Below are 23777 nucleotides of genomic sequence, written 5' to 3'. Positions count from 1 at the left end.
GTCACTGCACCATGTTGTTCAGCTCGATGATCGGCAGCATCACGGCCAGCACGATCACGAGCACGATGCCGCCCATCGCGAGGATCAGCAGCGGCTCCAGCAGGCTCGTCAGGAACATCGTGCGGCGCTCCAGCTCGCGCGCTTCGCCTTCGGCCGCGCGATCCAGCATCGTCGTCACGTCGCCCGTCGCCTCGCCCGAACGAATCAGGTGCACGAGCACCGGCGGAAACGTCTTCACATTGTTCAGCGCGCGCGACAGCGCGGAGCCTTCGCGCACGCGCACGATCGCGTCGTCGATGTTCGCGCGCATCGCGCGGTTCGACAGCGTCTCGCCGGCCGCCTGCAACGCGCGCAGGATCGGCACGCCGGCCGCGGTGAGAATGCCAAGCGTGCTCGCGAATCGCACCGTGTTGTAGCCGCGCACGAGCTTGCCCGCGAGCGGCGCGGTCAGCACCCAGCGATCGAACGCGAGCCGGGGCCCGGCGCGCGACAGCGTCGCCTTCACGAACCACACGATGAGCGCGACCGCGATCAGGATCGCCCACCACCAGTGCCGCACGAATTCCGACAGCGCCATCATCACGACCGTGAGGATCGGCAGCTGCTGCTTGGTGCTCGCGAACACGTTGACGACCTGCGGCACGACGTAGCTCAGCAGGAACGTGACGATGCCGAACGCGATCAGCGTGACGATGCCCGGATACGTGAACGCCAGCAGGATCTTCTGCTTGAGCGCATTGCTCTGCTCGATGTAGTCGGCCAGGCGCGACAGCACGATGCCGAGCTTGCCGGTGTGCTCGCCGGCCGCGACCAGCGCGCGATAGATTTCCGGAAAATCGCGCGGATGCTGGCCCAGCGCGTTCGCGAGCGAATGGCCGCCGAGCACTTCCGCGCGGATCGCGGCCATCAGTTCGCGGATGTAGTCGCGCTCGGCCTGCTCGGTCAGCACGCCGAGCGCCTCGTCGAGCGGCAGCCCGGCGATCAGCAGGCTCGCGAGCTGGCGCGTGAGGATCGCCTGTTCGCGCTGCGACAGCTTGCGGCCGAACGCGAGCCGCTGCGAACGCGCGCCGCGCGTCGCGCTCGCGGCCGGCTCGACGACGAGCGGCGTGAGCCCCTGCGTGCGCAGCTGGCCGCGCGCGGCGCGCGCACTGTCGGCATCGATCACGCCTTTCTGCGCGCGTCCCGCCGCATCGATTGCTTCGAAACGGAATGCCGGCATCGCGCTATGCGCCTCCCGTCACGCGCAGCACTTCCTCGAGCGACGTCGCGCCGGACGCGAGCCAGCGCTCGGCGTCGTCGCGCAGCGTGCGCATCCCTTCCGCGCGGCCGGCGGCGAGAATTTCAGCATCGGCCGCGTTGCGGTGAATCAGCGAGCGAATCGAATCGTCGATCACCAGCAGCTCGTACACACCGCGCCGGCCCGCATAACCGGAATGTCCGCACTTCGCGCAGCCGACCGGATGCCACACGGTACGGCCGTCCTCATGCCGCTCTTCCTTGCAGACCGGGCAGAGCTGGCGCACGAGGCGCTGCGCGAGCACGCCGAGCAGCGACGACGCGAGCAGGTACGGCTCGACGCCCATGTCGGTCAGGCGTGTGACGGCGGACGCCGCGTCGTTCGTGTGCAGCGTCGCGAGCACGAGGTGGCCCGTCAGCGACGCCTGCACCGCGATCTGCGCGGTTTCGAGGTCGCGGATTTCGCCGATCATGATCACGTCCGGGTCCTGGCGCAGGATCGAGCGCAGCGCGCGGGCAAAAGTCATCCCGATCCGCTCGTTCACCTGCGTCTGGCCGATACCGGACAGGTCGTATTCGATCGGGTCCTCGACGGTCATGATGTTGGTCGTCGCGGTTTCGAGCCGCGACATCGACGCGTACAGCGTGGTCGTCTTGCCCGAACCAGTCGGGCCGGTGACGAGCACGATGCCGTGCGGGCGGCCGATCAGCTTGTCGAACTGGACGAGCGTGTCGCGGCCCATCCCGAGCGCTTCGAGGTTCAGGCGCTGCGCATCCTTTTCCAGGAGACGCAGCACCGCGCGCTCGCCGTGCCCGGTCGGCAGCGTCGACACCCGCACGTCGACCGGCCGGCCGCCGACGCGCAGCGTGATGCGGCCGTCCTGCGGCAGGCGCTTCTCCGCGATGTCGAGCTGCGCCATGATCTTGATCCGCGAGATCAGCGCGCCGTGCAGCGCCTTCTTCGGGCGCACGACGTCGCGCAGCGTGCCGTCGACGCGAAAGCGCACGACCGACGCATTCTCGAACGGCTCGATGTGAATGTCCGACGCCTGTTCGCGCGCCGCTTGCGTGAGCAGCGCGTTGATCATCCGGATGATCGGCGCGTCGTCTTCCGATTCGAGCAGATCCTCGACTTCGGGGATGTCCTGCATCAGCCGCGACAGGTCGACTTCGCCTTCGACCTCGCCGACCACCTGCGCGGCGCTGCCGTCCTGGCGCGCGTAGGCCTGGTTGATCGCCTGCGCGAGCTCGTCGGCCGGCACGCGATGCACGGAAATTGAACCGAAGTTGCGCGCGATTTCCGCGAGCGCGGCGTCGCTCGTGCGTTCGCTGATCCACACCTCGAGCGTGTCGTCGAGCTGATGCGCGATCAGCACCTGGCCGCTCTTCGCGAAGCCGTACGGCAGCAGGCGCGCGGCGAGCGGCGACGGCGGCTGGCGTTCGCCCGGCGCGCCGTCGTGGGCGGAAGACGCGAGCACGTCGCTCACTGCGAAGCTCCCGGCGCGGTGGTCAGCGGCTGTTGCGGCACCGCCTGCTGCGGCACGCTCTGCGGCTGCGCGGGCGTCGCCTCCGGCAGCGGCTGGGCCGGCACCGGCGCCACCTGGCGCTGCAACTGCTGGCGGCGCATCTTGTCGAGATCGAACAGGTTGCCGGCCGGCGTGCCGCCCTGGCTCGGACCCAGCGGCATCGGCGGGACGACCGGATCGTCCTTGTCGCGCATCACATTGTTGTCCGACTTGTACGCGCCCGTCACGCCCTGGATGTAGTCGTAGCGGTTCGCGGTGACTGCTTGCGCGGTGCTGCGATCGGAAATGATCACCGGGCGCAGGAACACCATCAGGTTGGTTTTCGCGCGCTGCTTCGTTTCGGAGCGGAACAACTGGCCGATCCACGGGATGTCGCCCAGCAGCGGCACCTTGCTGTTCGACACCTGGTAGTTGTCCTGCATCAAGCCGCCGAGCACGATGATCTCGCCGTTGTCGGCCAGGATCGTCGACTGGATCGAGCGCTTCGTGAAGGTCGGGCCGGTCTGCGCGTTCGTCGTGCCGGCGACGACCGCCGAATCCTCGGTATAGAGCTGCAGCTTCAGGATCCCGCCGTCGGTGATCTGCGGCTTCACGTGCAGCGTCAGGCCGACGTCGCGACGGTCGTAGGTGTTGAACGCGTTGCTCGTCGTGCCGCTCGTCAGGTTCGAATACGAACCGGTCGCGATCGGCACGTTCTGGCCGACGACGATCTTCGCTTCCTCGTTGTCGAGCGTGATCAGGTTCGGCGTCGACAGCACGTTCGCGTCGCTCACGCCCGCAAAATACTGCAGCAGCGCGCCGAGCCCCTGCACACCGAACATGTTGTGCAGCCAGCCGATGTTGAGGCCTTGGCTCAGGTTCGCGAGATTGGCGGCCACCCCGGCGGTGGCCGCCGTGCCGCCCGTCGTCAGGTTGATGATGCTGTTGCCCAAACCGCCCGTGGGATTCAGGTTCGTACCGCCGAGAAACTGGCCGCTCGCCACCTGCCACTGGATGCCGAGGTTGCCGGACGTATTCGAGTTGAGCTCGACGATCAGCGCTTCGATATAGACCTGCGCACGCCGCGCGTCGAGCTGGTCGATCACCGAGCGCAGGTTCCGGTACACCGGATCGGACGCGGTGATGATCAGCGAGTTGGTGGCCGAGTCGGCCTGGATCATCCCGCCCGGCTGGTTGTCGTCGCCGCTCTTGTCCTTGTCGCCGCCGAGCAGGCCGCCGGTGCCGAGGCCACCGCCGGACGAGCCGCCGCCGTACCCGGACGACGACGACGAACCGCCGAGGCCGCCCGACGGCAGCGGCGGGGTGCCCGACGTGCCGGTCGAGAAGTTGCCGCTCGACGACGAGCCGCCGTTCTGGTTGAAGCTGTTCGCATCGTTGGACGACGCCGACGAGCCGCTGTCGTTGCCGCCCTTGCCGAGCATCCCGCGCAGCGTCTTCGCGAGCTTCACCGCATCGGCGTTGCGCAGCGGCACGACGTGCATGTTGCCGGGCACCGCGCTCGGTGCGTCGAGCTGCTGCACGAGGCGCTTGGCGGCCGCGAGGCGCGACGCGTTCGACGCACGCAGCAGCAGCGCGTTGGTGCGCGGGTCGGCCGTGACCGATACCTTCAGCGTCGCGTCGCTGTTGCCGATCGCGCCCGGGTCGAGCATTTTCTGCAGTTGCGCGGCGAGGTCGATCGCGTTCGCGTTGCGCAGCGGCACGACCTGCACCTGCGCGCCCGCGGCGCTGTCCACGCCCGAGATGATCTGCGCGATGCGGCGCACGTTGTCCGCGTAGTCGGTCACGACGATCGTGTTGTTCGCCGGGTAGGCCGTCACCGTGTTGTTCGGCGAGATCAGCGGCCGCAGCACGGGCAGCAGGTTGTTCGCCGATTCGTTGTGCAGCTCGAACACCTGCGTGATCACCTGGTCGCCGCGCGCCTGCGGCGCATTGCCGATGTAGGTCGGCACGCCCTGCAGCTTCGCGTCGGCTTCCGGCACGACCTTCAGCACGCCGTGATCCTGCACGAGCGCGAAGCCCTGCATGCGCAGCGCCGACTGCAGCGTCTTCAGCGCCTGGTCTTCCGGTACCGGCCGTTCGGCCACGAGGTTGAGCTGCCCCTTCACGCGGGGGTCGACGATGATGGTCTTGCCGGTCGCGGCGCCGATCGCTTTCGCGACCTGGTCGATATCCGCATTCACGAAGTTGAGCGTGACCTGAGCGTAGGCGGCCTGCGAGACGATGATGCCTGCCACGAGCAGGGTCGTGGCGATACGCCGCATAACGAAGCGATTTCTTGTCATGGATGAATGGGTCGATGCCGGCTCAGGCCACTTCCGGCGGTAGTGCTGGGATCCAAGTCCGAAAGAGGCGACATTAGCAGTTTTTCATGTCCGAAATATCACATTGATCCGAAGACTGTCTCACATACGACATGTATCCGGAGAATCGTATGCAATATGTAAGGATTGCAGCACCCCTTCGCATGCCGGCCCTCGCCCCCGTTTCGCGATGAATCGACACGGAAATGCGGTATAACCGGGCTGCCGTTTTCCTGCCTGTCGCAATCCGACGGTCTGCCGGTATGATACGGGCGGCGCGTTTCTCGTCGCACGAATAACAGGCACGGGTTTTCCCGAGCTTCGCGCAATTCCCTTTGGTTTCCGCACGATGAACAGACGGTTCGCTTCGATCGCGTTGATCGCCGCCGGCGCGTGGTTCGCCAGCGGCAACGCACGCGCGGACTGTTTCGACGAAGCGGCCAAATACCAGCAGGTCAATCCGCTGATCCTGCGCGCGATCGCGTGGCAGGAGTCGCGCAACCGGCCCGGTGCGCTCAACAAGAACACGAACGGCTCGGTCGACTACGGCCTGATGCAGATCAATTCGATCCACCTGCCGACGCTGTCGCGCTACGGGATCGGCCGCGACACGCTGATGGAGCCGTGCAAGAACGTGTATATCGCCGCGTGGCATCTCAAGCAGAAGATGAACCGCTACGGCAACACGTGGCAGGCGGTCGGCGCCTATCATTCGGAAACGCCGTCGCTGCGCGACAAGTACGCGCGGCAGATCGCCGGCATCCTGACGCAATGGAAGCTGCTGCCGCCCGCGCAGACCACTCAGGCCACCCAGGCCGCTCAAGCGCCTCAAGCCGCTCAGTGATTCCGCGCCGCGTCGCCGGCTGACGCCGGGCCGGCCGCGCGCGTTTGATGCACAATGCGGGCTGACGCGCCGTTTCGCCCGTGCGCGGGCCGATCGCGCCCCGGCAGGGCGCCGCGGCCGCTTTTCCATCTTTTCCGTTGGTGCATATCATCATGAATCCGGCAATGAAACAGCCGTTGCCCGTCACCGTGCTGTCCGGTTTCCTCGGCGCCGGCAAGACCACGCTGCTCAACCACGTCCTCGCGAACCGCGCGGGCCTGAAAGTCGCGGTGATCGTCAACGATCTCGCGGCGGTCAACATCGACGCGTCGCTCGTGCGCGATGCGCAGGCGCTGTCGCACGTCGAGGAACGGCTCGTCGAAATGTCGAACGGCTGCATCTGCTGCACGCTGCGCGACGATCTGCTCGTCGAGATCCGCAACCTCGCGTCCGAAGGCCGTTTCGACGCGATCATGATCGAATCGACCGGTATCGCGGAGCCGATGCCGATCGCCGAAACCTTCACGTTCGTCGACGACGACGGCGCGTCGCTGTCGGCCATCGCACGGCTCGACACGCTCGTCACCGTGGTCGACGCGTACAACTTCCTGCGCGACTACGGCTCCGACGACGCGCTCGCGACGCGCGGCATCGCCGCGTCGGAAGACGACGATCGCACGCTCGTCGAGCTGCTGATCGAGCAGATCGAATTCTGCGACGTGCTGGTGATCAACAAGGCCGACTTGGTCGGTGCGGACGATCTCGTCCGCCTGCAGCACATCCTCGCGCGCCTCAATCCGCGCGCGCACCAGGTCGTCTCGACGTTCGGCAACGTGCCGCTCGACGAAGTGCTGAACACCGGCCGCTTCGATTTCGACGAAGCCGCGAACGCACCGGGCTGGCTCGCGTCGCTCGATCACGACCACACGCATTGCGACGACCCGGACTGCCATGACGCCCACCATGCGCACGTGCACGGCGAAGCCGACGAATTCGGCATCGGCAATTTTGTTTACCGCGCGCGCCGGCCGTTTCACCCGGCACGGCTCTGGGCGCTGCTGCATCAGGAGTGGCCGGGCGTGCTGCGCAGCAAGGGTTTCTTCTGGCTCGCGACGCGCAACGACATCGCGGGGTCGCTGTCGCAGGCGGGCGGCGTATGCCGGCATGGCCCGGCAGGTTTGTGGTGGGCGGCGCAGGATCGCGCGGAATGGCCGGACGACGACGAGCTGCTCGCTGAAATCCGCACCGAATGGCTGGGTGATCTCGACGATCGCACGGTCGGCGATCGCCGGCAGGAACTCGTGCTGATCGGCATCGCGCTCGACGCCGATGCGTGGCGCGCGAAACTCGATGCATGCCTGCTGACCGATGCGGAGTTCGCACTCGGTGCGACGGGATGGGCGGCGTTCGACGATCCGTTCCCGGCGTGGGACGTCGATTCGCACGACGACGACGATCACGGCGACACGCAGATCGTGCATGCATGATGGCACGGTAACGGCTTGTAAAATTAACCGTTAACTTTTGCAAGAGCGGCGCGGACTGTGGCGAAAATGCCGCGCGCGCCCAACAAAAAACCCGCCGAGAGGCGGGTTTTTCATGGAACAGGCGCGGGTTTAACGCTTGTTGACGGCGTCCTTGAACGCCTTGCCAGCCGTGAACTTGACCGTCTTGGCTGCCGGGATCTTGATGGTTTCGCCCGTCTTCGGGTTGCGGCCCGTACGTGCTGCGCGCTTGCCCGAACCGAAGCTGCCGAAGCCGATCAGCTGAACCGCATCACCCTTCGACACGGCCTTCTTGATGACTTCGAGCAGCGTGTCCAGCGTTTCGCCGGTTTGAGCCTTGCTGGCGCCCGTTTGGGCGGCGACGGCGTCGATCAGTTCCTGTTTGATCATTAAGGTTCCTTTATCAGGTTAGGTTGACACGAACAGCGCGAACGCGCCGATTATACGTGCGCGAACCGTGCCGTCGAGAGTCAGACTCCGACGACACAGCGCCGAATCCTGGCCCGCGCGACGCGCCCTCCGGCTTGCCGGCGGCCACCCCGCGGTACGGCGTTGCTATGATAGCGCAGCGCAAACCCAATAACGACAAGGGTTTCAAAGATTTTCATCGGTATTTCGCCGAATGAATCGTCGACTGCCCGTTTTTTGACCTGCGCCAACCGGACAGGGTCCGCGGCGTGGTCCGCCCGATCGTCGCGCCGTTGCCCCTTTCCAACGGCCGGTTGGACGGCCTCCCGCAATCCCTTGCCAGGCTTGGCTGCCACGTTTTTTGTTTCGCATGCCCGACCGACTTGTATCCGCCACGCTCGCGCTTCGCGACGACGGCACGCTCGTCTCGCCCGAGTTCGGCGAGCTTCATCGCGGTGCATCCGGCACGCTCGCGCACGCGCATCGCACGTTCGTCGCGGGCAACGGGCTGCCCGCGCGCTGGCAGCGCCGCGGAACGTTCACGATCGTCGCGACCGTGTTCGGCGCGGGCGCCGGCTTCCTCGCGGCCTGGGCCGCGTGGCGCGACGATCCCGCGCGCTGCGAGCGGCTGCACGTCGTCGCGGTCGAACCGCATCCGTTCTCGCGCGACGACTTGCGCCGCGCGGTCTCGCATATGGTTGCAGACACAACCATATCGGCAGACGTCGACGCGTTGATCGATGCATGGCCGATGCTCGTACCGGGCCTGCACCGGCTCGAATTCGACGAAGGACGCGTGGTGCTCACGCTCGCGTTCGGCGATGCGATCGACCTGTTGAAGAAGCTCGTCGCGCGCGCCGATGCGTTTTTTCTCGACGGCGCCGCGGCATCAAGCGACGGAATTCGCGCACTCGCGAAACTCGCCGGCGAACACGCGACGTTTGCGACGCATGCAAGGTCCGACGACGTGAAACACGCGCTCGGCGAAACAGGTTTCACGTTCCGCGAAGTCGACGATCGCCTCGTCGGCGAATATGCGCCGCGCTGGCGCGCGCGCCGACACGAGCCGCCGCGTGCGCTCCCCGTTGCATCGCGCCGCGCGATCGTGATCGGCGCGGGCCTCGCCGGTTGCGCGGTCGTCGAACGTCTGGCCGCGCGCGGCTGGGACGTCACGCTGATCGACCGGCACGAGCGGATCGCGAGCGACGCGTCGGGCAATCCGGCCGGGGTTTTCCATCCGCTGATGACGCGTGACGACAACGTCGCGAGCCGGCTCACGCGCGGCGGCTTCCTGCACGCGATCACACGCTGGGGTGCGCTCGAACGCGCCGGACATGCATTCGCACGCAGCACGCACGGGATGATCCATCTCGCCGAATCGGCCGACGATTTCGCGCGGATGCGCGACGCGTTCGACGCGTTCGGCGCGCCGTCCGACTACGTGACGCTGCTCGATGCCGATGCCGCGCGCGCACACCTGAATCTGCCGGTCGCGCACGGCGGCCTGCTGTTTCCGCACGGCGGCGCCGTCTGGCCGGCCGGGCTGTGCGCCGCGCAATATGCGGCGGCCGGCGAGCGCGTGCGCCTGCTTGCGCCCACCTGCGTCACACGGCTCGAACGGCGAGACGACAGCTGGCATGCGCTCGACGATACGGGCGCCACGCTCGCCGATGCACCGGTCGTCGTGCTCGCGAACGCGGGCGACGCCGCGCGTCTTGCCGGGCTGAAGCATGTCGCGCTGCAACCGGTGCGCGGCCAGCTCACGCTGCTACCGCCGGGCACGACGGCGCCGCTGCCGTGCCCGACGATCGGCGACGGTTACGCGGTCCCGCTCGACGACGGCACGCTGCTGATCGGGGCCACGTTCGAACCCGACGACACCGATCCCGCGATGCGCGCGGCCGGCCACGCCGAAAACCTCGATCGCGTGCGCCACCTGCTGCCGGGCCTGATCGGCGAGCTGCCGGATCCCGCCACGCTGCGCGGCCGCGTCGCTTTCCGCTGGGTCGTCGGCGACCGCCTGCCGCTCATCGGCCCGCTCGCCGACGAAGCGCAGGCCACCGCGAACGCCCGCGCGCTGGGCGGTGCGCAGGCGCGCGACCTGCCGCGCATGCCGGGCCTCTACGGCGCCTTCGGCTTCGGTTCGCGCGGCCTCGTGTGGGCCGCGCTCGGCGCCGAACTGATCGCATCGCAACTCGAAGGCGAGCCTTGGCCGCTCGAGCGCGAACTTGCCGATGCGGTCGACCCCGCCCGCTTCCTGATTCGCGCACTGCGCGCCCGCCGCGTCGGTTCGACCGGCTGACCACCCGCGCGTGTCGCTCACAGTTTCCCGATTTTTCCGCGCAAGGTTATCCACGCAATGCTGTGGATAACCGCGCGAAATCCAAGCGCACTCCGCGTGCAATCACAGTGGACGTAAACTGGGTAACTCCGCACAGCTGTGAAGGGGCCCGAAAGTTGCTCAACTCAAACATCTGTGAGCGAACAGCCTGTGCAACCGGTTATGGTTTCGCCAACACCTTGATCTGCCAGCGTAAACCGGAGTTATCCACAGAACTGTGCGTCCTTTGTTAACTTCTACTACGTATATATACAAGTAAACCTTTGAAACCAAAGACCTGTGGCGCCGCACAGCGCCGCGAGTCGATTCAGTCGGTTCCGGAACGAAAAAGCTGTGGCACAATCGGTTTCCTTCGCGTTCGTTCGGCCAAGCGCCGGACATGCTTCAATGGAACGGTCGGCACGATTTCGAATCTGAATCTTCGAGACTGCGCAGTCCGTTCACACACCAGGCCGACAATCCAGATCGGCAACCTGAACGACGTTCCGCCCTGTGGCGGAACAGGCGGACCCCATGTACCGCCATCGTCGAGCACAACAATCACATTCGGGGCGATACCCAGCCGGCGCGCATCCATTCCTGTCGCTTGACCCGCGTCGCTGGCGGTTGCTTCCAAAGGAGAAGTCACCACGATGAAGTCGGCGTTCTCATTCCTGCCCAACTGGCCGCTGGCGCCGGATGCCGTGTTCTGGGCCGGGCTCGCGCTGTTCGCAGCCGGCCTGTGCGGCGAGCTGTGCTATCGCGCGTGGCGCCTGCCGCGCATCACAGGCTATGCCGTGATCGGCCTGATCGCCGGTTCGTTCGGATTCGGCGTGATCGACACGAGCACCGACGAAACCTCGCGATTGTTGATGGACGTCGCGCTCGGCCTGCTGCTGTTCGAGCTCGGCAGCCGCCTCGACTTGCGCTGGATCCGGCGCAATCCGTGGCTCGTCGCGTCGAGCCTCGCGGAAGCCACGCTCACCTTCGTGCTCGTACTGTTCGTGATGCTCGCGCTCGGCGTATCGGGGATGGTCGCCCTCGTGCTGTCGGCGATCGCGATCGCGACGTCGCCGTCGATGGTGATCCAGCTCAAGACCGAACTGCGTGCGGAAGGGCAGGTGTCGCAGCGCCTCATCACGCTCACCGCGCTCAACAGCGTGTATGCGATCGTGCTGACCAAGCTCGTGACGAGCTGGCTGCACCAGGAAGCGTACGGCAACGTTTTCGCGACGATCCTGCAGCCGCTCTACCTGCTCGCCGGCTCGTTCATCGTCGCCTATCTGGTCGCGCGTTCGTGCAATTACCTGTTCCGTCACATGACCGCGACGATGCGCGACGAGCATTCGTTCGTCGCGCTGTTCGGGCTCGTGATGCTCGCGATCGCCGTCGCGCAGGCGTTGAAGCTGTCGACGCTGCTCACGCTGCTGCTCGCCGGCATCATCGTGAAGAACCTCGAAGCGCGGCCGCAGCTGTGGCCCGAGCACTTCGGCACGGCCGGCTGGCTGCTGACGGTGGTGCTGTTCGTGCTGACGCTCACGTCGTTCACGTGGGGCGACATCGCGCTCGGCGGGCTGCTCGCGATCGTGCTGATCGTCACGCGGCTCGTCGCGAAGCTGGCCGGCGTCGTCGCGTTCGCGAAGCCGAGCGGCCTCGGGATGAAGCAGGGCGTCGCGCTCGGCATCGCGCTCACGCCGATGTCCGCGCTGTCGTACCTGCTCGTCGACGATACCTACCAGCTCTATCCGAATTTCGACCCGCACCTGCGCGCGATCGTGATGTGCTCGATCGTGATCCTGCAGCTCGTCAGCCCGTTCGTCGTCTATCGCTGCCTGTCGGCGGTCGGCGAACGCAGCGACAGCAACTGATTCCGGAACCTGCCATGGCACTCGAAACCTTCGTCAATTCCGAACCGTTCACGTTCGGCGTCGAACTGGAGATCCAGGTCGTCAACACGCACAACTACGACCTGACCAAAGCGGCATCCGACCTGATGCGCCTGATCCAGGGCGAGACCTTTCCGGGCAACATCACGCCGGAAATCACCGAAAGCATGATCGAACTGTCGACCGGCATCTGCCATTCGCACGAGCAGGCCGTCAGCGAGCTGCATGCGATCCGCGACGTGCTCGTGAAGGCCGCCGACCAGCTCAACGTCGGGCTGGCCGGCGGCGGCACGCATGCGTTCCAGCAATGGAGCGACCGGCAGATCTACGATGCGCCGCGCTTCCAGTACATCTCCGAGCTGTACGGCTATCTCGCCAAGCAGTTCACCGTGTTCGGCCAGCATGTGCACATCGGCTGTCCCGATCCCGACAGCGCGCTGTTCCTGCTGCACTCGATGTCGCGCTTCATTCCGCACTTCATCGCGCTGTCCGCGTCGTCGCCGTTCGTGCAGAACGTCGACACGGGCTTCCATTCGGCACGCCTGAATTCGGTGTTCGCGTTCCCGCTGTCGGGCCGTGCGCCGTTCGTGCTCACCTGGGACAGCTTCGAGGAATACTTCACGAAGATGGTGAACACGGGCGTCGTGAACTCGATGAAGGACTTCTACTGGGACATCCGGCCGAAGCCCGGCTACGGGACGATCGAGGTGCGCGTGATGGACACGCCGCTGTCGGTCGACCGCGCGGCGGCGATCGCCTGCTACATCCAGACGCTTGCACGCTACCTGCTGACCGACCGGCCGCTGAAGCTGTCGGAGGACGATTACCTGGTCTACACGTTCAACCGCTTCGAAGCGTGCCGCTTCGGGCTCGAGGGCACCTGCGTGAATCCTCAGACGGGTGAGCGCCGCACGATCGCGGAAGACATCCTCGACACGCTCGACCGGATCGCGCCGCATGCGGCCGCGCTCGGCTCGCGCGCGGCGCTCGACGAGATCGGCGCGCTCGCGAAGGCGCGCGTGAACGACGCGTCGTGGTTGAGAACCGTTTTCAAACAGGAAAAATCGCTGAACGAGACGGTCCGGCAGCAGTGCTTACGTTGGCGTGAGTGAAAAAATGTTTTGCAGATAGCAGGATCGACCGCATGGCGATTCGCTGAACGGTAATCGGCGCCGTGTCGCGCCGAAATCGATGCGAGGCCTCCTGAAAATCTGTGGATAACCCGATATTCCGCTGCAAAGTCAACGCTCTGCAGGCGGGATAACCGGTGGATCATTCCCGTGCGGCCAATGGCCGATTCGAACAGGACAATGCTGGCGCGCCCCGTTTCGCGGGCGCGCGACATTGCACGCACAACAAGAATTGGCGGTTATCCAGCGATTTTCCACAGAATGCAGGGGATAACTTAGCTGTGCGATTTTCCGCTCTCGCTTAGAATGTCGGCTTTGCGGACAGCGGAACGACGTGTGTCTCTCCGGTCGCCGCGAACGCGACCGCCGCGTGTGCCTCGCGACGGCCGTGCTGACGCACTCGAGTGGGTGCGTCTGTTTTGAGATAGATTCGATCTCCACACTACGGCTGCTCGGCCATCCGGGCGGCGGCAAAGCGAAAAGACTATGAGCGAAGGCGTTTACGGGAACCAGGCTGCGGGACGTGTGACCCACAGCTTGCTGCGGTTGAGCACGGCCATGCGGAGCGAGGCATGGGATTGGGCGGAAGGCGCGGGCCTCACGCCGACGCAGGGCGAGATTCTCGTGCTGCTGCTGCAGCGCAAGGGCCCGATGCGGCTCGGCGAGATCGCGCGCGAGACGCAGCTCACCGCGGCCACCACGAGCGATGCGGTCAGCACGCTCGAGACGAAGGGGCTCGTCGAGAAGCGCCGTGCGCTGGACGACGGCCGGGCACTGGCCGTACGCCTGTCGGCGCGTGGCCGCACGGCCGCGAAGAAGGCGCTGCAATGGCCTGAATTCCTGACGAAAGCGGTCGGCAAGCTCGGCGCGGACGAGCAGGGCACGCTGTATCGCGCGCTGCTGAAGACGCTGCGCGAGCTGCAGGTGGCCGGCGCGACGCCGCCGCAACGCATGTGTCTCACGTGCGCGCATTTCCAGCCGGGCAAGCTGTCGAAGAAGACCGTGCATCACTGCGCGGTGCTCGACATCGCGATGTCGGACAGCGATCTGCGTCTCGACTGCTCGGTGCAGGAAGAGGCCGACGCGGCGACGCAGAAGAAGACCTGGAAGATTTTCGCAGGCTGACGTCCGTCGATCGACCGGGAGGCCGATGATGAACGCTGAAGTCGTGGCGATCCGCCACGTGCATTTCGAGGATCTCGGGAGCTTCGAGCAGGTGCTCGGCGAACGCGGTCGGCGGGTGCGCTATGTCGATGTCGGATCGTCGCGGGTCGAGGTGCTCGACGTCCTCGAGCCGTCGTTGCTCGTCGTGCTCGGCGGGCCGCTCAGCGTGTACGACGACGCGCAGTATCCGACGATCGCGCCGCTCCTGGCGCTCGTGCGCCAGCGCATCGACGCGGGGCTGCCGATCCTCGGCATCTGCCTCGGCGCGCAGTTCATAGCACGGGCGCTCGGGGCGCGCGTCTATCCGGCCGCGCAGCACGAACTCGGCTGGGCGCCGCTGACGCTCACCGACGCCGGTCGCGCGTCGCCGCTGCGTCATCTCGACGGCGCGACGACGTCGATGCTGCACTGGCATGGCGATACGTTCGACCTGCCGGGCGGGGCGATCCATCTCGCGTCGACGCCGGCCTGTCGCCACCAGGCCTTCGCCTGGGGGCAGCACGTGCTGGCGCTGCAATGTCATCCCGAAATCCGTACCGATCGCTTCGAACCGTGGCTGATCGCGAACGCCGGCGAAATCGCCGCGACGCCCGGCGTCGACGCGCGCCAGTTGCGGGCCGATACCGCGCGGCACGGCCCCGTGCTCGAGACGGCCGGCCGGCGCATGTTCGCGGAGTGGCTCGGCAGCGTCGGGCTCTGACGTCGCGGGCGGCTGCGGCCACTGCAACGGTTTGACCCGGCCTGCGTTCGTTGCGGGCCGGCGCCTCGCCGTCGCCGTACGTCGCGCATTCCGTGCATTCCGTGCATTGCGCGCCTCGCCGGCACCCCAGCCGGCGCCGTACCTGACCATCCGCTTACTGCCGATGGCGCCGTCTGCACGCTTCCAGCCTGCGTGCTACGCTCGTCCGCTCTTTCCCTTTCCTGGCGAGCGGCTTCCATGACTGCGCTGTTTTCCCCGTTCACGCTGCGCGGCGTGACTCTTCCGAACCGGATCGTGATTTCCCCGATGTGCCAGTACTCGGCCGAGCGCGGCGAAGCGACCGACTGGCACATGATTCACCTCGGCCATCTCGCACTGTCGGGCGCGGGGCTGCTGTGCATCGAGGCGACCGCGGTGGAACCCGACGGGCGCATCACGCATGGCGACCTCGGTCTGTGGGACGACGTGACCGAAGCCGCGCTGAAGCCGGTGCTGGCCGCGATCCGCAAGCATTCGCCGATCCGCGTCGCGATGCAGTTGTCGCACGCGGGCCGCAAGGCGTCGAGCGCGGCGCCGTGGGAGGGCGGCCAGCTCGTGCCGGTCGCCGACGGCGGCTGGCTGCCGCACGGGCCGTCGGCCGTGCCGCACAAGGACGGTGAGACGCCGCCGCTCGCGCTCGATGCGGCGGGCCTGAACCGCATCCGCGAAGCCTTCGCCGCATCGGCCAGGCGTGCCGCGCGGCTCGGCATCGATGCGATCGAAGTGCACGCGGCGCACGGCTACCTGCTGCATCAGTTCCTGTCGCCGCTCGCGAACCGGCGCACCGACGAATACGGCGGCTCGCGCGAAAACCGGATGCGGTTTCCGCTCGAGATCTTCGAGATCGTGCGCGCCGCGTTTCCGGAAGACCGGCCGGTCGGCGTGCGCGTGTCCGCGACCGACTGGGTCGAAGGCGGGTGGGAGCTCGACGATACGATCGCGTTCGCGCACGAACTGAAGCGCCGCGGCTGCGACTGGATCGACGTGTCGTCCGGCGGCGTGTCGCCGCTGCAGAAGATTCCGCTGTCGCCCGGCTACCAGGTGCCGTTCGCGCAGGCCGTGAAGCGGGCGGTCGGCATGCCGACGATCGCGGTCGGCCTGATCAACGAACCCGCGCACGCGAACCGGCTGATCGAGGCCGGCGACGCCGATCTCGTCGCGATGGCGCGCGCGATGCTGTACGACCCGCGCTGGCCGTGGCACGCGGCGGCCGAACTCGGCGCGCAGGTGACGGCGCCGCCGCAGTACTGGCGCTCGCAACCGCGCGAGCACAAGGCGCTGTTCGGCGACATCGCATTCGGCCAGCGCTGAGCACATCGCGCAATATTGCGCGCGATGTTGAACGAAGCAATCTTGAACGTGTAGGATGCGGATGATTCGCCGCATGCCCCGACGCGGCACCGATCGGTGCCGCGTTTTCGTTTTGCGCGGCGCCCGGCCGCGATCGCGGCCGCTTCCATTCAAGTCGTCTTCACAAGGATTGGTTCGATGAGTTCACGCAGGATCGCGGTGCGCCGCTCGGGAGTACACGGCAAGGGCGTGTTCGCCGTGGCGCCGATCAAGGCCGGCGAGCGCGTAGTGGAATACAAGGGCGAACGAATCTCGTGGAAGGAAGCGCTGCGCCGCCATCCGCACGACCCGAGCGAGCCGAACCATACGTTCTACTTCGCACTGGACGAAGGCGGCGTGATCGACGGCAAGATCGACGGCAACAGCGCGCGCTGGATCAACCATTCGTGCGCGCCGAACTGCGAAGCCGAGGAAGTCAAAGGCCGCGTGTACATCCACGCGCTGCGCGACATCGGGCCGGAAGAGGAGCTGTTCTACGACTACGGCCTCGTGATCGACGCGAAGCTGACGAAGAAGCTCAAGCGCGAATACGCGTGCCACTGCGGGGCGGAGTCGTGCCGCGGCACCTTGCTCGCGACGTCCGACGAAGGCGGGAAGAAGAAAAAGAAGAAGGACAAGAAGGACGGCAAGCCGGCGTCCGGTTCGAAGGACAAGAAGAACAAGAAGTGAGGCAGGCGGCAGCGCATCGCGCGCTGCCGCTGTCGTTTCAGCCGACGGTTGCCGCGTCGTCGCGGCGCGTCATCCGCTTGCCGTCTTTCCGTTCCTGTTCCGGCGGACGGCCCGGTCGACGGGCCAACGGTTGCCCGCCGAAAATCGCGCTGCTCAGTGCGTCGGCGCCACAGCCGGCGTTTCGCTGGCCGGCCGCTCCGTATGCGCGGCGAGCGGCACCCTCACCACGAAGCGCGAGCCGCCTTCCGACGCATCCTCGTACGACACGGTGCCGCCATGCATCGCGATGATGTCGTGCACGATCGCGAGCCCAAGCCCGGCGCCCGTCTCGACGCCATTGCCGCTTTGCGCGTCGCCGCGGAAGAAGCGCTTGAACAGGTCGGCCTGCTGGTTCGCGGGCACGCCGGGGCCGTTGTCCTCGACGACGATCTCGGCGGCCGGCTGGCTGTCCTCGAGCGAGGCGCGCGCGACGTTCACCGTGATCCGCGCGCCGTCCGGCCGCGCGAGCGGCACGTACTTCAGCGCATTGTCGAGCAGGTTCGCGATCACCTCGCGCAGCAGCACGGGGTTGCCGCGCACGATCAGCTTCTCGTCGTCGCCCGGGTCGTCGCTGCGCTGGAAACCGAGGTCGACATGCGACGCGAGCGCGCGCGGCACCCATTCGGCGCCCGTCTCGAACGCCATCGCCGCGAGATCGACATCGACGAAGCGGGCGGCCTGTTCGCCCGGCTCGGCGCGCGCGAGCGACAGCAACTGGTTGGACAGCCGCACCGCCCGGTCGGCCGCTGCGCGCAGCTCGCGCACCGCGGCGAAGGTCTGGTGCGGGTCGCGTGCGACGGCCGCCTGCTCGGCATGCAGCTTCACCGCGGTAAGCGGCGTGCGCAACTGGTGAGCGGCATCGGCGATGAACTTGCGCTGCGCGTCGAGCGCGGTCTTGAGGCGGCCGAGCAGCGCGTTCATCGCGCTCGTCAGCGGCCGGATCTCCAGCGGCACGTCGGTTTCGTCGACCGGCTCCAGCGACGTGTGGGTCTGCCGGTTCAGCGAATCGGCGAGATGCGTGAGCGGGCCCAACTGCTGGTTCACGACGCGCCACACGATGCCCCAGCCCGCGAGCAGCAGCAGCAGCAACGGCATCATGATCGCGACGAGGAATTCGGCCGCGATCCGGTAGCGGTGCCGCACCGGCTGCGCGACTTCGACGACCATCGGCTTGCCGCCCTCGACGTCGTCGACGCGCACCTGCGCGACTCGCACCGCGCGGTTGTCATACTCGGCCTCGAACACGTACGCGTGATGCATGCGGCGCACGTTGATGCCCTGCAGCGGCAGCTTCGGGTCGCCGGCGAGTTCCTGCTCGCCGTCGCTGATCCGGTAGATCAGCGCTTCGGCCGGATCGGAGAACATCGCCTGCGCGAGCGGCGGCACCGTGAACGGCGCGTCGGGGCCGGCGATCTGGATCTGTTTGGAGATGGCGGTCGCGAGATCGGCGAGCGAGCGGTCGATCACGTGCTGCGTGTATTGCCACGCGAGCCAGTAGGCGATCAGGCCGCTCATCAGCGCGAGCATCGACAGCGGGGCGGCGAGGCGCCGGAGCAGCGAGCGGCGCAGGCTGGTGGTCACAGCCGGATCAGGAGACATTTCGACGGGCAAATGGATAAGCGCCGCTCACGGGGAGCGGCGCGGTCGTGCGCCGGGCGGCGACGCGGAAGCAGCACGCATGCGCCGGCGGCGCGCGGCCGGCCGGCGCGCGGCGCCGCTCAGACGCTCGCCGTCTGGCGGATTTCCTGCAGCAGGTAGCCGAAACCGCGCACCGTGACGATTTCGACCCGGCACTGCTCGAGTTTCTTGCGCACGCGGTGCACGTAGACTTCGATCGCGGTGTCGCCGAGATCGCCGCCGAAGTGCGTGAGGTGATCCTGCAACTGGGCCTTGCTGACGACGCGGCCGTGACGCAGCAGCAGCATCTCGAGCACCGCGAACTCGCGCGGCGACAGTTCGAGCGGCTTGTCGTCGTTGAAGATGCGGCGGTCGACGCCCGACAGGCGGACGCCGCCGAGCGACACTTCCGGACGGGGCATGTCGCTGTGCGGGCCGCTGCGGCGCATCACCGCGCGGATGCGCGCTTCGAGCTCGGCCGGCTCGAACGGCTTGAGCATGTAGTCGTCGGCGCCGGAGTTCAGGCCCTGGATCCGGTCGTTCAGCTCGTCGCGCGCGGTCAGCACGATCACGGGCGTGTGGCGGTTGGTCTGGCGGAAGCGCGTGAGCAGCGTCATCCCGTCGATGCCCGGCAGGCCGAGGTCGAGGATCACGAGTTCGTGGCGGTTCTGTGCCAGTGCCTGTTCGGCAAAAATGCCGTCATGCACCATGTCGACGGTGAAGCCAGCCTGTTCGAGGCTGCTCTGGATACCGCGTGCGATGGGGCGGTCGTCTTCGATCAGAAGGAGTCGCATGAAGTTCGCTCAAGTACAATGGGTTGGCGGTTCAGGCACGCGGACAGCACGAAGCCGTTTCCACAGGGGCGCCGCATCGCCTGACATCAAGCATGGCGGCCAGCGAACGATTAAATCCAATCATGTCCGATATTTCGATCCACGACCTCGAAGCCGCGATCAATTTCTGGCGCGCCCGCTCGCCGTCGAGCGGCGACGAACTCAAACTCTGCGAAGAGGCCAGCGCGCTCTCCAAGCCGTATGCGCTGCTGATTGTACAGCGCGAAAGCGCGCTGCAACTGGAAGGATTGGACCCCAAGGCGCGGAAAGCGTACGAGACTTACGTGCGCCTTAAGGATGGCTTGGAAAGCTGAAGGCTTTCGCTGAGTACATCCTAGAAAACGTTCATCGAAATGAAAAGTTGACGCGCCGCGCACGGAAAGAGGCGCGGCGGTAGCGGCGAGACTCAGGCGCCGGGTTGCGCGTGCGCGGCGGCGCCGTCGATGAACCGCGCGAGTTCGATGTCGCGTTCGGTCAGGCCGTCGGCATCGTGGGTCGACAGCGTGATGTCGACACGGTTGTACACGTTGAACCATTCCGGATGGTGGTTCATCTCCTGCGCCTTGATCGCGACGCGCGTCATGAAGCCGAACGCTTCGTTGAAATCGGCGAAGCGCAGGCGGCGCTGGATCGCATCGCGGCCAGCCACGGCCGTCCAGTGCGGCAGGCCTTCGAGCCGGGTCTTGCGTTCTTCGGATGTGAGCTTGTGGATCATCTTGCACCTCTCGTTCGGTAACGGCGCCCGCGCGCGGCTGTACCGCGCGGCGAAGCCGGCATCGTTCATTGTTTCATAGTTGCGCAAAGGGTGACGGCGGGCCGGCCGACGGTAGTCGGCTGCCGGTGCCGCGGCGGGGCGTCACGCGTGCGCGTCGTCGGGCCAGCCTTCGCCCGTGCCGCGATGCAGCACGCGGTCGGTGTCGAGCACCGCGCCGGCCGCGAATTCGGGCAGCGCCGCGAGCCGGTCGGCCAGTGCGCGGCCGTCGACGTCGGCGAGCGCGAACAGCTGCGCGAAATCGTCGATCACGAAGTAGGTCTTCTGGAACGTGTCGATCCGGTACTTCGTGCGCATCACGCGCTCGAGGTCGAACCCGAGCCGGTTCGGCGCCGCGCTTTCGAGGCTGTACAGGCTTTCGCCCTTGCTCGACACGATCCCGGCGCCGTAGATCGACAGCCCGTTGGTCCCGCGCGGGTCGCGGATCAGCCCGAATTCCACCGTATACCAATAGAGGCGCGCGAGCCGCGCCAGGGCCGCTTCGTCGTCGGCGACCGCGAGCGCGGTGCGGCCATACGCCTGCATGTAGTCGGCGAACACCGGGTCGATCAGCAGTGGCACGTGGCCGAACAGGTCGTGGAAGCAGTCGGGTTCCTGCAGGTAGTCGAGCTGGTCGGGACGGCGCATCCACCAGGTGACGGGGAAACGCCGGTTCGCAAGGTGCTCGAAGAACACGCGGTCGGGCACGAGGCCGGGCACCGCGACGATTTCCCAACCGGTCGCGGGCTTCAACTGGCGGTTCACGTCGGCGAACGACGGCACGCGATCGGCCGGCAGCTCGATCTTGCCGAGCCCGGCGACGAACGCGTCGCACGCGCGGCCGCGCAGCAGTGCAGACTGGCGCGCATAGAGCTGCTGCCACACCGCGTGATCGACCTGGCCGTAGCGCTGCAGCGGCTGGTCGATGGTGAAATCGGCGCGGGTTTCGAGGCCCGCATCGAACTGCTCCTGCAGTTTCGCGGTGACGACGGTGGACATGATCAGGCTCTGCACGCTGGGGGTTGGAACCATGCAAGTGTAGAGCGGGCTGCGCGCGGATTGGGCGCATAGTTGGCGTGGATTCTGCTGATGATGCGATAATCGCGCATCAAATCACGAATCAATGCGGAGATTGTTCATGCTGGAACTCGATCACTTCGATCTCGCGCTGCTGGACGTGCTGCAGCGCTTCGGTCGCGCGACGCATCAGCAGCTGGGCGAAGAGGTACCGCTGTCGCCGTCGCAGATCGGCCGGCGGCTGCAGCGGCTCGAGGCGGCCGGCGTGATCGAAGGCTACCGCGTGATGCTGCGCCCCGAAAAGCTCGGGCTCGGCGTGACCGCGTTCACGAGCCTGAAGCTCAAGCATCACGGCGATTCGATCATCGAGCAGTTTCAGCAGCAGATCGACGTGCTGCCCGAAGTGCTCGAATGCCATGCGGTGGTGGGCGATGCCGACTACCTGCTGCGGATCGTCGCGCCGGATCTCAACGCGCTGTCGCAGTTCGTGATGAAGAAGCTGATGCGGGTGCCGGGCGTCGACAGCGTGCGCTCGAACATCGTGCTGACCACCTTCAAGCGCAACGGCGCGCTGCCGCTCGCGCATCTGGCGCCCGGCGCTGCGTGACCGGGAGGCGGCAGCGGCGCTGAAGGCGGCACGCGCGGCGCCGCCCTTCGGTGGGGCCGGATCAGGCCGTTTCAGGCTCGGCGTCGGCGTTCAGCAGATCGACGTACGCGACCGCGACGAGGTCGTCCTGCGCCACGCCGAGCTTCGCGAACACCTCGTGCGCTTCCGCTTCGCCGCCCGCTTCGTCGTCGTCGGGGCCGAGCACGACCTCGAGCTCGATGAAATCGCCGAGGCCGTCGACGCGGTCGAGGTGGATACGCGTGCGGCCCGCGAGGTACACGTGCCGCTCCTTCGTCACGATCCCGCGCGTGGTCAGCGCGGTCGCGAGCAGCGAATGCATCGCGTCGGGGTTCGTGACCGGGCTGCGCGTGTAGTACGACGCCTTCGGGCCGTCGCGGTCGTCGCGCTGGTAGAAGATCAGCTCGGCCGGCGTGCCGTCCTCGAAGCGACGCAGCTTGAGCCGGCCGCGTGGCACGTCATAGAAGAAATCCTGCTGGCGGTAGAACAACGGTGCTTCGGTCGCGAGCTGGGCCGCCTGTTCGCGCAGCCGGTCGAATTCACGGGCGCGGGCTTTGATCTCGATGTTGCGGGCCATGCGGGTCTCCTTCAATCGGGGTCTCGCGGTGTGCGAACGCACAATCTAGCAAAAAGCCTGCGATGGTGGCGTGACGAGCGGACGGGCCGCGGCGAGGCGACGCGGGGCGGGCTGAGCGGCGATTCGGCCCGCAGTGGCAATCCGCGGCATGCGCGAGGCACCGAAACCCGCTGCGCAATCGGTCACCTCGACATCAGCAACGCTCATATCGCCCACTGCGCTTCGATCAGCCGCAACGCGGCCGCGATCGCCGGCTCGTCGCGCCGCGCGGCGAGCGTCACGAACGTCAGTTCGGTCGGCACCGTCACGGGTTCGACGATCGTGAGCGCATGCGCGTGCGCTTCGGCCAGCGCGGTCGAATCGCGCGCGAGCGTCAAGCCGATCCCCGATTTGACGAGGTCGAGCATCGACTGCTCCTGGTCGACCTCGGCGACCTTCACCGGCTGCGCGCCGGCCGCCGCGAAACGCCGCGACAGCAGCCGGTGGTGCGCGGACGCCGGCGGCGTCCAGATCCATGGCAGCGCGGCGAGCGCGCGCCAGTCGTGCGCGCGCTGCACGCGCTCCTTCCAGCCGGCCGGCGCGAGCACGCGGTATTCGAAACGCGTGAGCGTCACGGTATGGAACAACGCGCCGTCGAGCGGATCGTCCTCGCCCGGCCTGCCGATGTAGTAGCCGACGTCGAGCGCCTGCGCGCGCACCTGTTCGATCACCCAGCCCGACATCCCGTGCCGCAGCGCGGTCTCGATCTGCGGATGGGTCTCGACCAGCGCGCGCAGGAAGCCGCCGAGCCGCAGGAAGCCCGGATCGAGGATCGTGCCGATCCGCAGCCGGCCGCGCACCTCGTGCCGCAGCGCGGCAGCGGCGCGCTGCACGTCGGCGGCCGCGGCGAGCGCGCGTTCCGCATGCGGCAGCAGCGTCTGTCCGTCGCGCGTGAGCGCGAGCCCGCGCGACGTGCGCGTGAACAGCGCGACGCCGAGCATTTCCTGCAGATGCTTGATCTGCAGGCTGACGGCCGGCTGCGTGACGTGCAATTGCGCGGCGGCGCGCGTCAGGTTGCCTTCGCGCGCGACCGTCGCGAACGCGCGGAGCAGGGTGAGATCCATCGTCGTGATATGAGCGAGGCTTATAACGCAGTTCAGCATAACTCATTGGATCGGCCGCCGGGCGCGGGAGTACGCTTCATCCGGTCGTCGTGGCGCGCGGGGCTGCAGGCGCGGCTCGCGACGCACTATGCTGAAAATGACGCGTGGTATCGCGCCGCG

General features: G+C 67.0%; 21 protein-coding genes. 11 read left to right on the top strand and 10 right to left on the bottom strand.

Annotated elements, in window-relative coordinates:
* Window position 1 precedes the first annotated feature (1 nt).
* From gspF to gspD, 3 genes are read right to left on the bottom strand one after another with little or no spacing between them, the layout of a single operon-like run.
* Window positions 2-1219, bottom strand: a complete 1218-nt coding sequence (gspF, locus tag HWX07_RS00445) for a type II secretion system inner membrane protein GspF (protein ID WP_006477248.1) — start codon at window positions 1217-1219, stop codon at window positions 2-4.
* Window positions 1220-1223: 4 nt separating this feature from the next.
* Window positions 1224-2714, bottom strand: coding sequence for a type II secretion system ATPase GspE (gene gspE, locus HWX07_RS00440; RefSeq protein ID WP_175807289.1), 1491 nt, complete (start codon window positions 2712-2714; stop codon window positions 1224-1226).
* 5 nt (window positions 2715-2719) lie between these two features.
* Window positions 2720-5044, bottom strand: a complete 2325-nt coding sequence (gspD, locus tag HWX07_RS00435) for a type II secretion system secretin GspD (RefSeq protein ID WP_175874733.1) — start codon at window positions 5042-5044, stop codon at window positions 2720-2722.
* Between the two features lie 367 nt (window positions 5045-5411).
* Here gspD and HWX07_RS00430 point away from each other — a divergent pair, with 367 nt between their 5' ends.
* Window positions 5412-5906 (top strand): lytic transglycosylase domain-containing protein, encoded by a 495-nt coding sequence (locus tag HWX07_RS00430; RefSeq protein ID WP_175874732.1) that lies wholly within the window; start codon window positions 5412-5414, stop codon window positions 5904-5906.
* 152 nt (window positions 5907-6058) lie between these two features.
* Window positions 6059-7372 carry a GTP-binding protein gene (locus HWX07_RS00425; protein ID WP_279612734.1) on the top strand — a complete coding sequence of 438 codons (1314 nt, stop codon included), beginning with the start codon at window positions 6059-6061 and terminating at the stop codon, window positions 7370-7372.
* 129 nt (window positions 7373-7501) lie between these two features.
* Here HWX07_RS00425 and HWX07_RS00420 read toward each other — a convergent pair whose 3' ends face one another.
* A complete protein-coding gene (locus HWX07_RS00420) occupies window positions 7502-7780 on the bottom strand; it encodes an HU family DNA-binding protein (RefSeq protein ID WP_175874730.1) in 279 nt (92 codons plus the stop codon).
* A gap of 388 nt (window positions 7781-8168) precedes the next feature.
* On the opposite strand from HWX07_RS00420, the gene mnmC reads away from it, so the two are divergent.
* The 7 genes from mnmC (at window position 8169) to HWX07_RS00385 (ending at window position 17056) form a co-directional block, all read left to right on the top strand.
* Entirely contained in the window at window positions 8169-10100 is a 1932-nt protein-coding gene (gene mnmC / locus HWX07_RS00415) for a bifunctional tRNA (5-methylaminomethyl-2-thiouridine)(34)-methyltransferase MnmD/FAD-dependent 5-carboxymethylaminomethyl-2-thiouridine(34) oxidoreductase MnmC (RefSeq protein WP_175874729.1), read from the top strand.
* 671 nt (window positions 10101-10771) lie between these two features.
* Window positions 10772-11986, top strand: coding sequence for a cation:proton antiporter (locus HWX07_RS00410; RefSeq protein WP_011544444.1), 1215 nt, complete (start codon window positions 10772-10774; stop codon window positions 11984-11986).
* A gap of 14 nt (window positions 11987-12000) precedes the next feature.
* Entirely contained in the window at window positions 12001-13116 is a 1116-nt protein-coding gene (locus tag HWX07_RS00405; RefSeq protein WP_006490006.1) for a YbdK family carboxylate-amine ligase, read from the top strand.
* 504 nt (window positions 13117-13620) lie between these two features.
* Window positions 13621-14259, top strand: coding sequence for a MarR family winged helix-turn-helix transcriptional regulator (locus tag HWX07_RS00400; RefSeq protein WP_175874728.1), 639 nt, complete (start codon window positions 13621-13623; stop codon window positions 14257-14259).
* Between the two features lie 28 nt (window positions 14260-14287).
* Window positions 14288-14998 carry a glutamine amidotransferase gene (locus HWX07_RS00395; protein WP_175874727.1) on the top strand — a complete coding sequence of 237 codons (711 nt, stop codon included), beginning with the start codon at window positions 14288-14290 and terminating at the stop codon, window positions 14996-14998.
* A 237-nt stretch (window positions 14999-15235) separates the two neighbouring features.
* Entirely contained in the window at window positions 15236-16348 is a 1113-nt protein-coding gene (locus tag HWX07_RS00390; protein WP_175874726.1) for an NADH:flavin oxidoreductase/NADH oxidase, read from the top strand.
* A gap of 177 nt (window positions 16349-16525) precedes the next feature.
* Window positions 16526-17056, top strand: coding sequence for an SET domain-containing protein-lysine N-methyltransferase (locus tag HWX07_RS00385; RefSeq protein ID WP_011546821.1), 531 nt, complete (start codon window positions 16526-16528; stop codon window positions 17054-17056).
* A gap of 153 nt (window positions 17057-17209) precedes the next feature.
* Here HWX07_RS00385 and HWX07_RS00380 read toward each other — a convergent pair whose 3' ends face one another.
* Both HWX07_RS00380 and HWX07_RS00375 read right to left on the bottom strand, forming a co-directional pair.
* Window positions 17210-18694 (bottom strand): sensor histidine kinase, encoded by a 1485-nt coding sequence (locus tag HWX07_RS00380; protein ID WP_175874725.1) that lies wholly within the window; start codon window positions 18692-18694, stop codon window positions 17210-17212.
* Between the two features lie 119 nt (window positions 18695-18813).
* Window positions 18814-19506 (bottom strand): response regulator transcription factor, encoded by a 693-nt coding sequence (locus tag HWX07_RS00375; protein ID WP_006401494.1) that lies wholly within the window; start codon window positions 19504-19506, stop codon window positions 18814-18816.
* A 122-nt stretch (window positions 19507-19628) separates the two neighbouring features.
* Here HWX07_RS00375 and HWX07_RS00370 point away from each other — a divergent pair, with 122 nt between their 5' ends.
* Window positions 19629-19859 (top strand): DUF3717 domain-containing protein, encoded by a 231-nt coding sequence (locus HWX07_RS00370; protein ID WP_006401493.1) that lies wholly within the window; start codon window positions 19629-19631, stop codon window positions 19857-19859.
* 92 nt (window positions 19860-19951) lie between these two features.
* Here the strand turns inward: HWX07_RS00370 and HWX07_RS00365 are convergent, their stop codons facing one another.
* A complete protein-coding gene (locus tag HWX07_RS00365) occupies window positions 19952-20329 on the bottom strand; it encodes a 4a-hydroxytetrahydrobiopterin dehydratase (RefSeq protein WP_264170307.1) in 378 nt (125 codons plus the stop codon).
* Window positions 20330-20401: 72 nt separating this feature from the next.
* Window positions 20402-21328, bottom strand: a complete 927-nt coding sequence (phhA, locus tag HWX07_RS00360; protein WP_175874724.1) for a phenylalanine 4-monooxygenase — start codon at window positions 21326-21328, stop codon at window positions 20402-20404.
* Between the two features lie 106 nt (window positions 21329-21434).
* Between phhA and HWX07_RS00355 the strand changes: the two genes are divergently transcribed.
* The gene (locus HWX07_RS00355; RefSeq protein ID WP_006408082.1) at window positions 21435-21920 is read left to right on the top strand and encodes an Lrp/AsnC family transcriptional regulator; all 486 of its coding nucleotides are present in this window, start codon (window positions 21435-21437) and stop codon (window positions 21918-21920) included.
* 61 nt (window positions 21921-21981) lie between these two features.
* On the opposite strand, the gene HWX07_RS00350 is transcribed toward HWX07_RS00355, so the two are convergent.
* Window positions 21982-22515: a class IV adenylate cyclase gene (locus tag HWX07_RS00350; RefSeq protein ID WP_027808860.1), complete on the bottom strand. Its 534-nt coding sequence runs from the start codon at window positions 22513-22515 to the stop codon at window positions 21982-21984.
* Window positions 22516-22718: 203 nt separating this feature from the next.
* Window positions 22719-23618: a LysR family transcriptional regulator gene (locus HWX07_RS00345; RefSeq protein ID WP_175874723.1), complete on the bottom strand. Its 900-nt coding sequence runs from the start codon at window positions 23616-23618 to the stop codon at window positions 22719-22721.
* Window positions 23619-23777 lie beyond the last annotated feature (159 nt).

It is taken from the genome of Burkholderia sp. BCC0097 (assembly GCF_902832985.1).
Lineage (GTDB): Bacteria > Pseudomonadota > Gammaproteobacteria > Burkholderiales > Burkholderiaceae > Burkholderia > Burkholderia orbicola.
The sequence above is the reverse complement of the archived record's forward strand: the minus strand, read 5'-3'. Positions and strand labels throughout refer to the sequence as shown.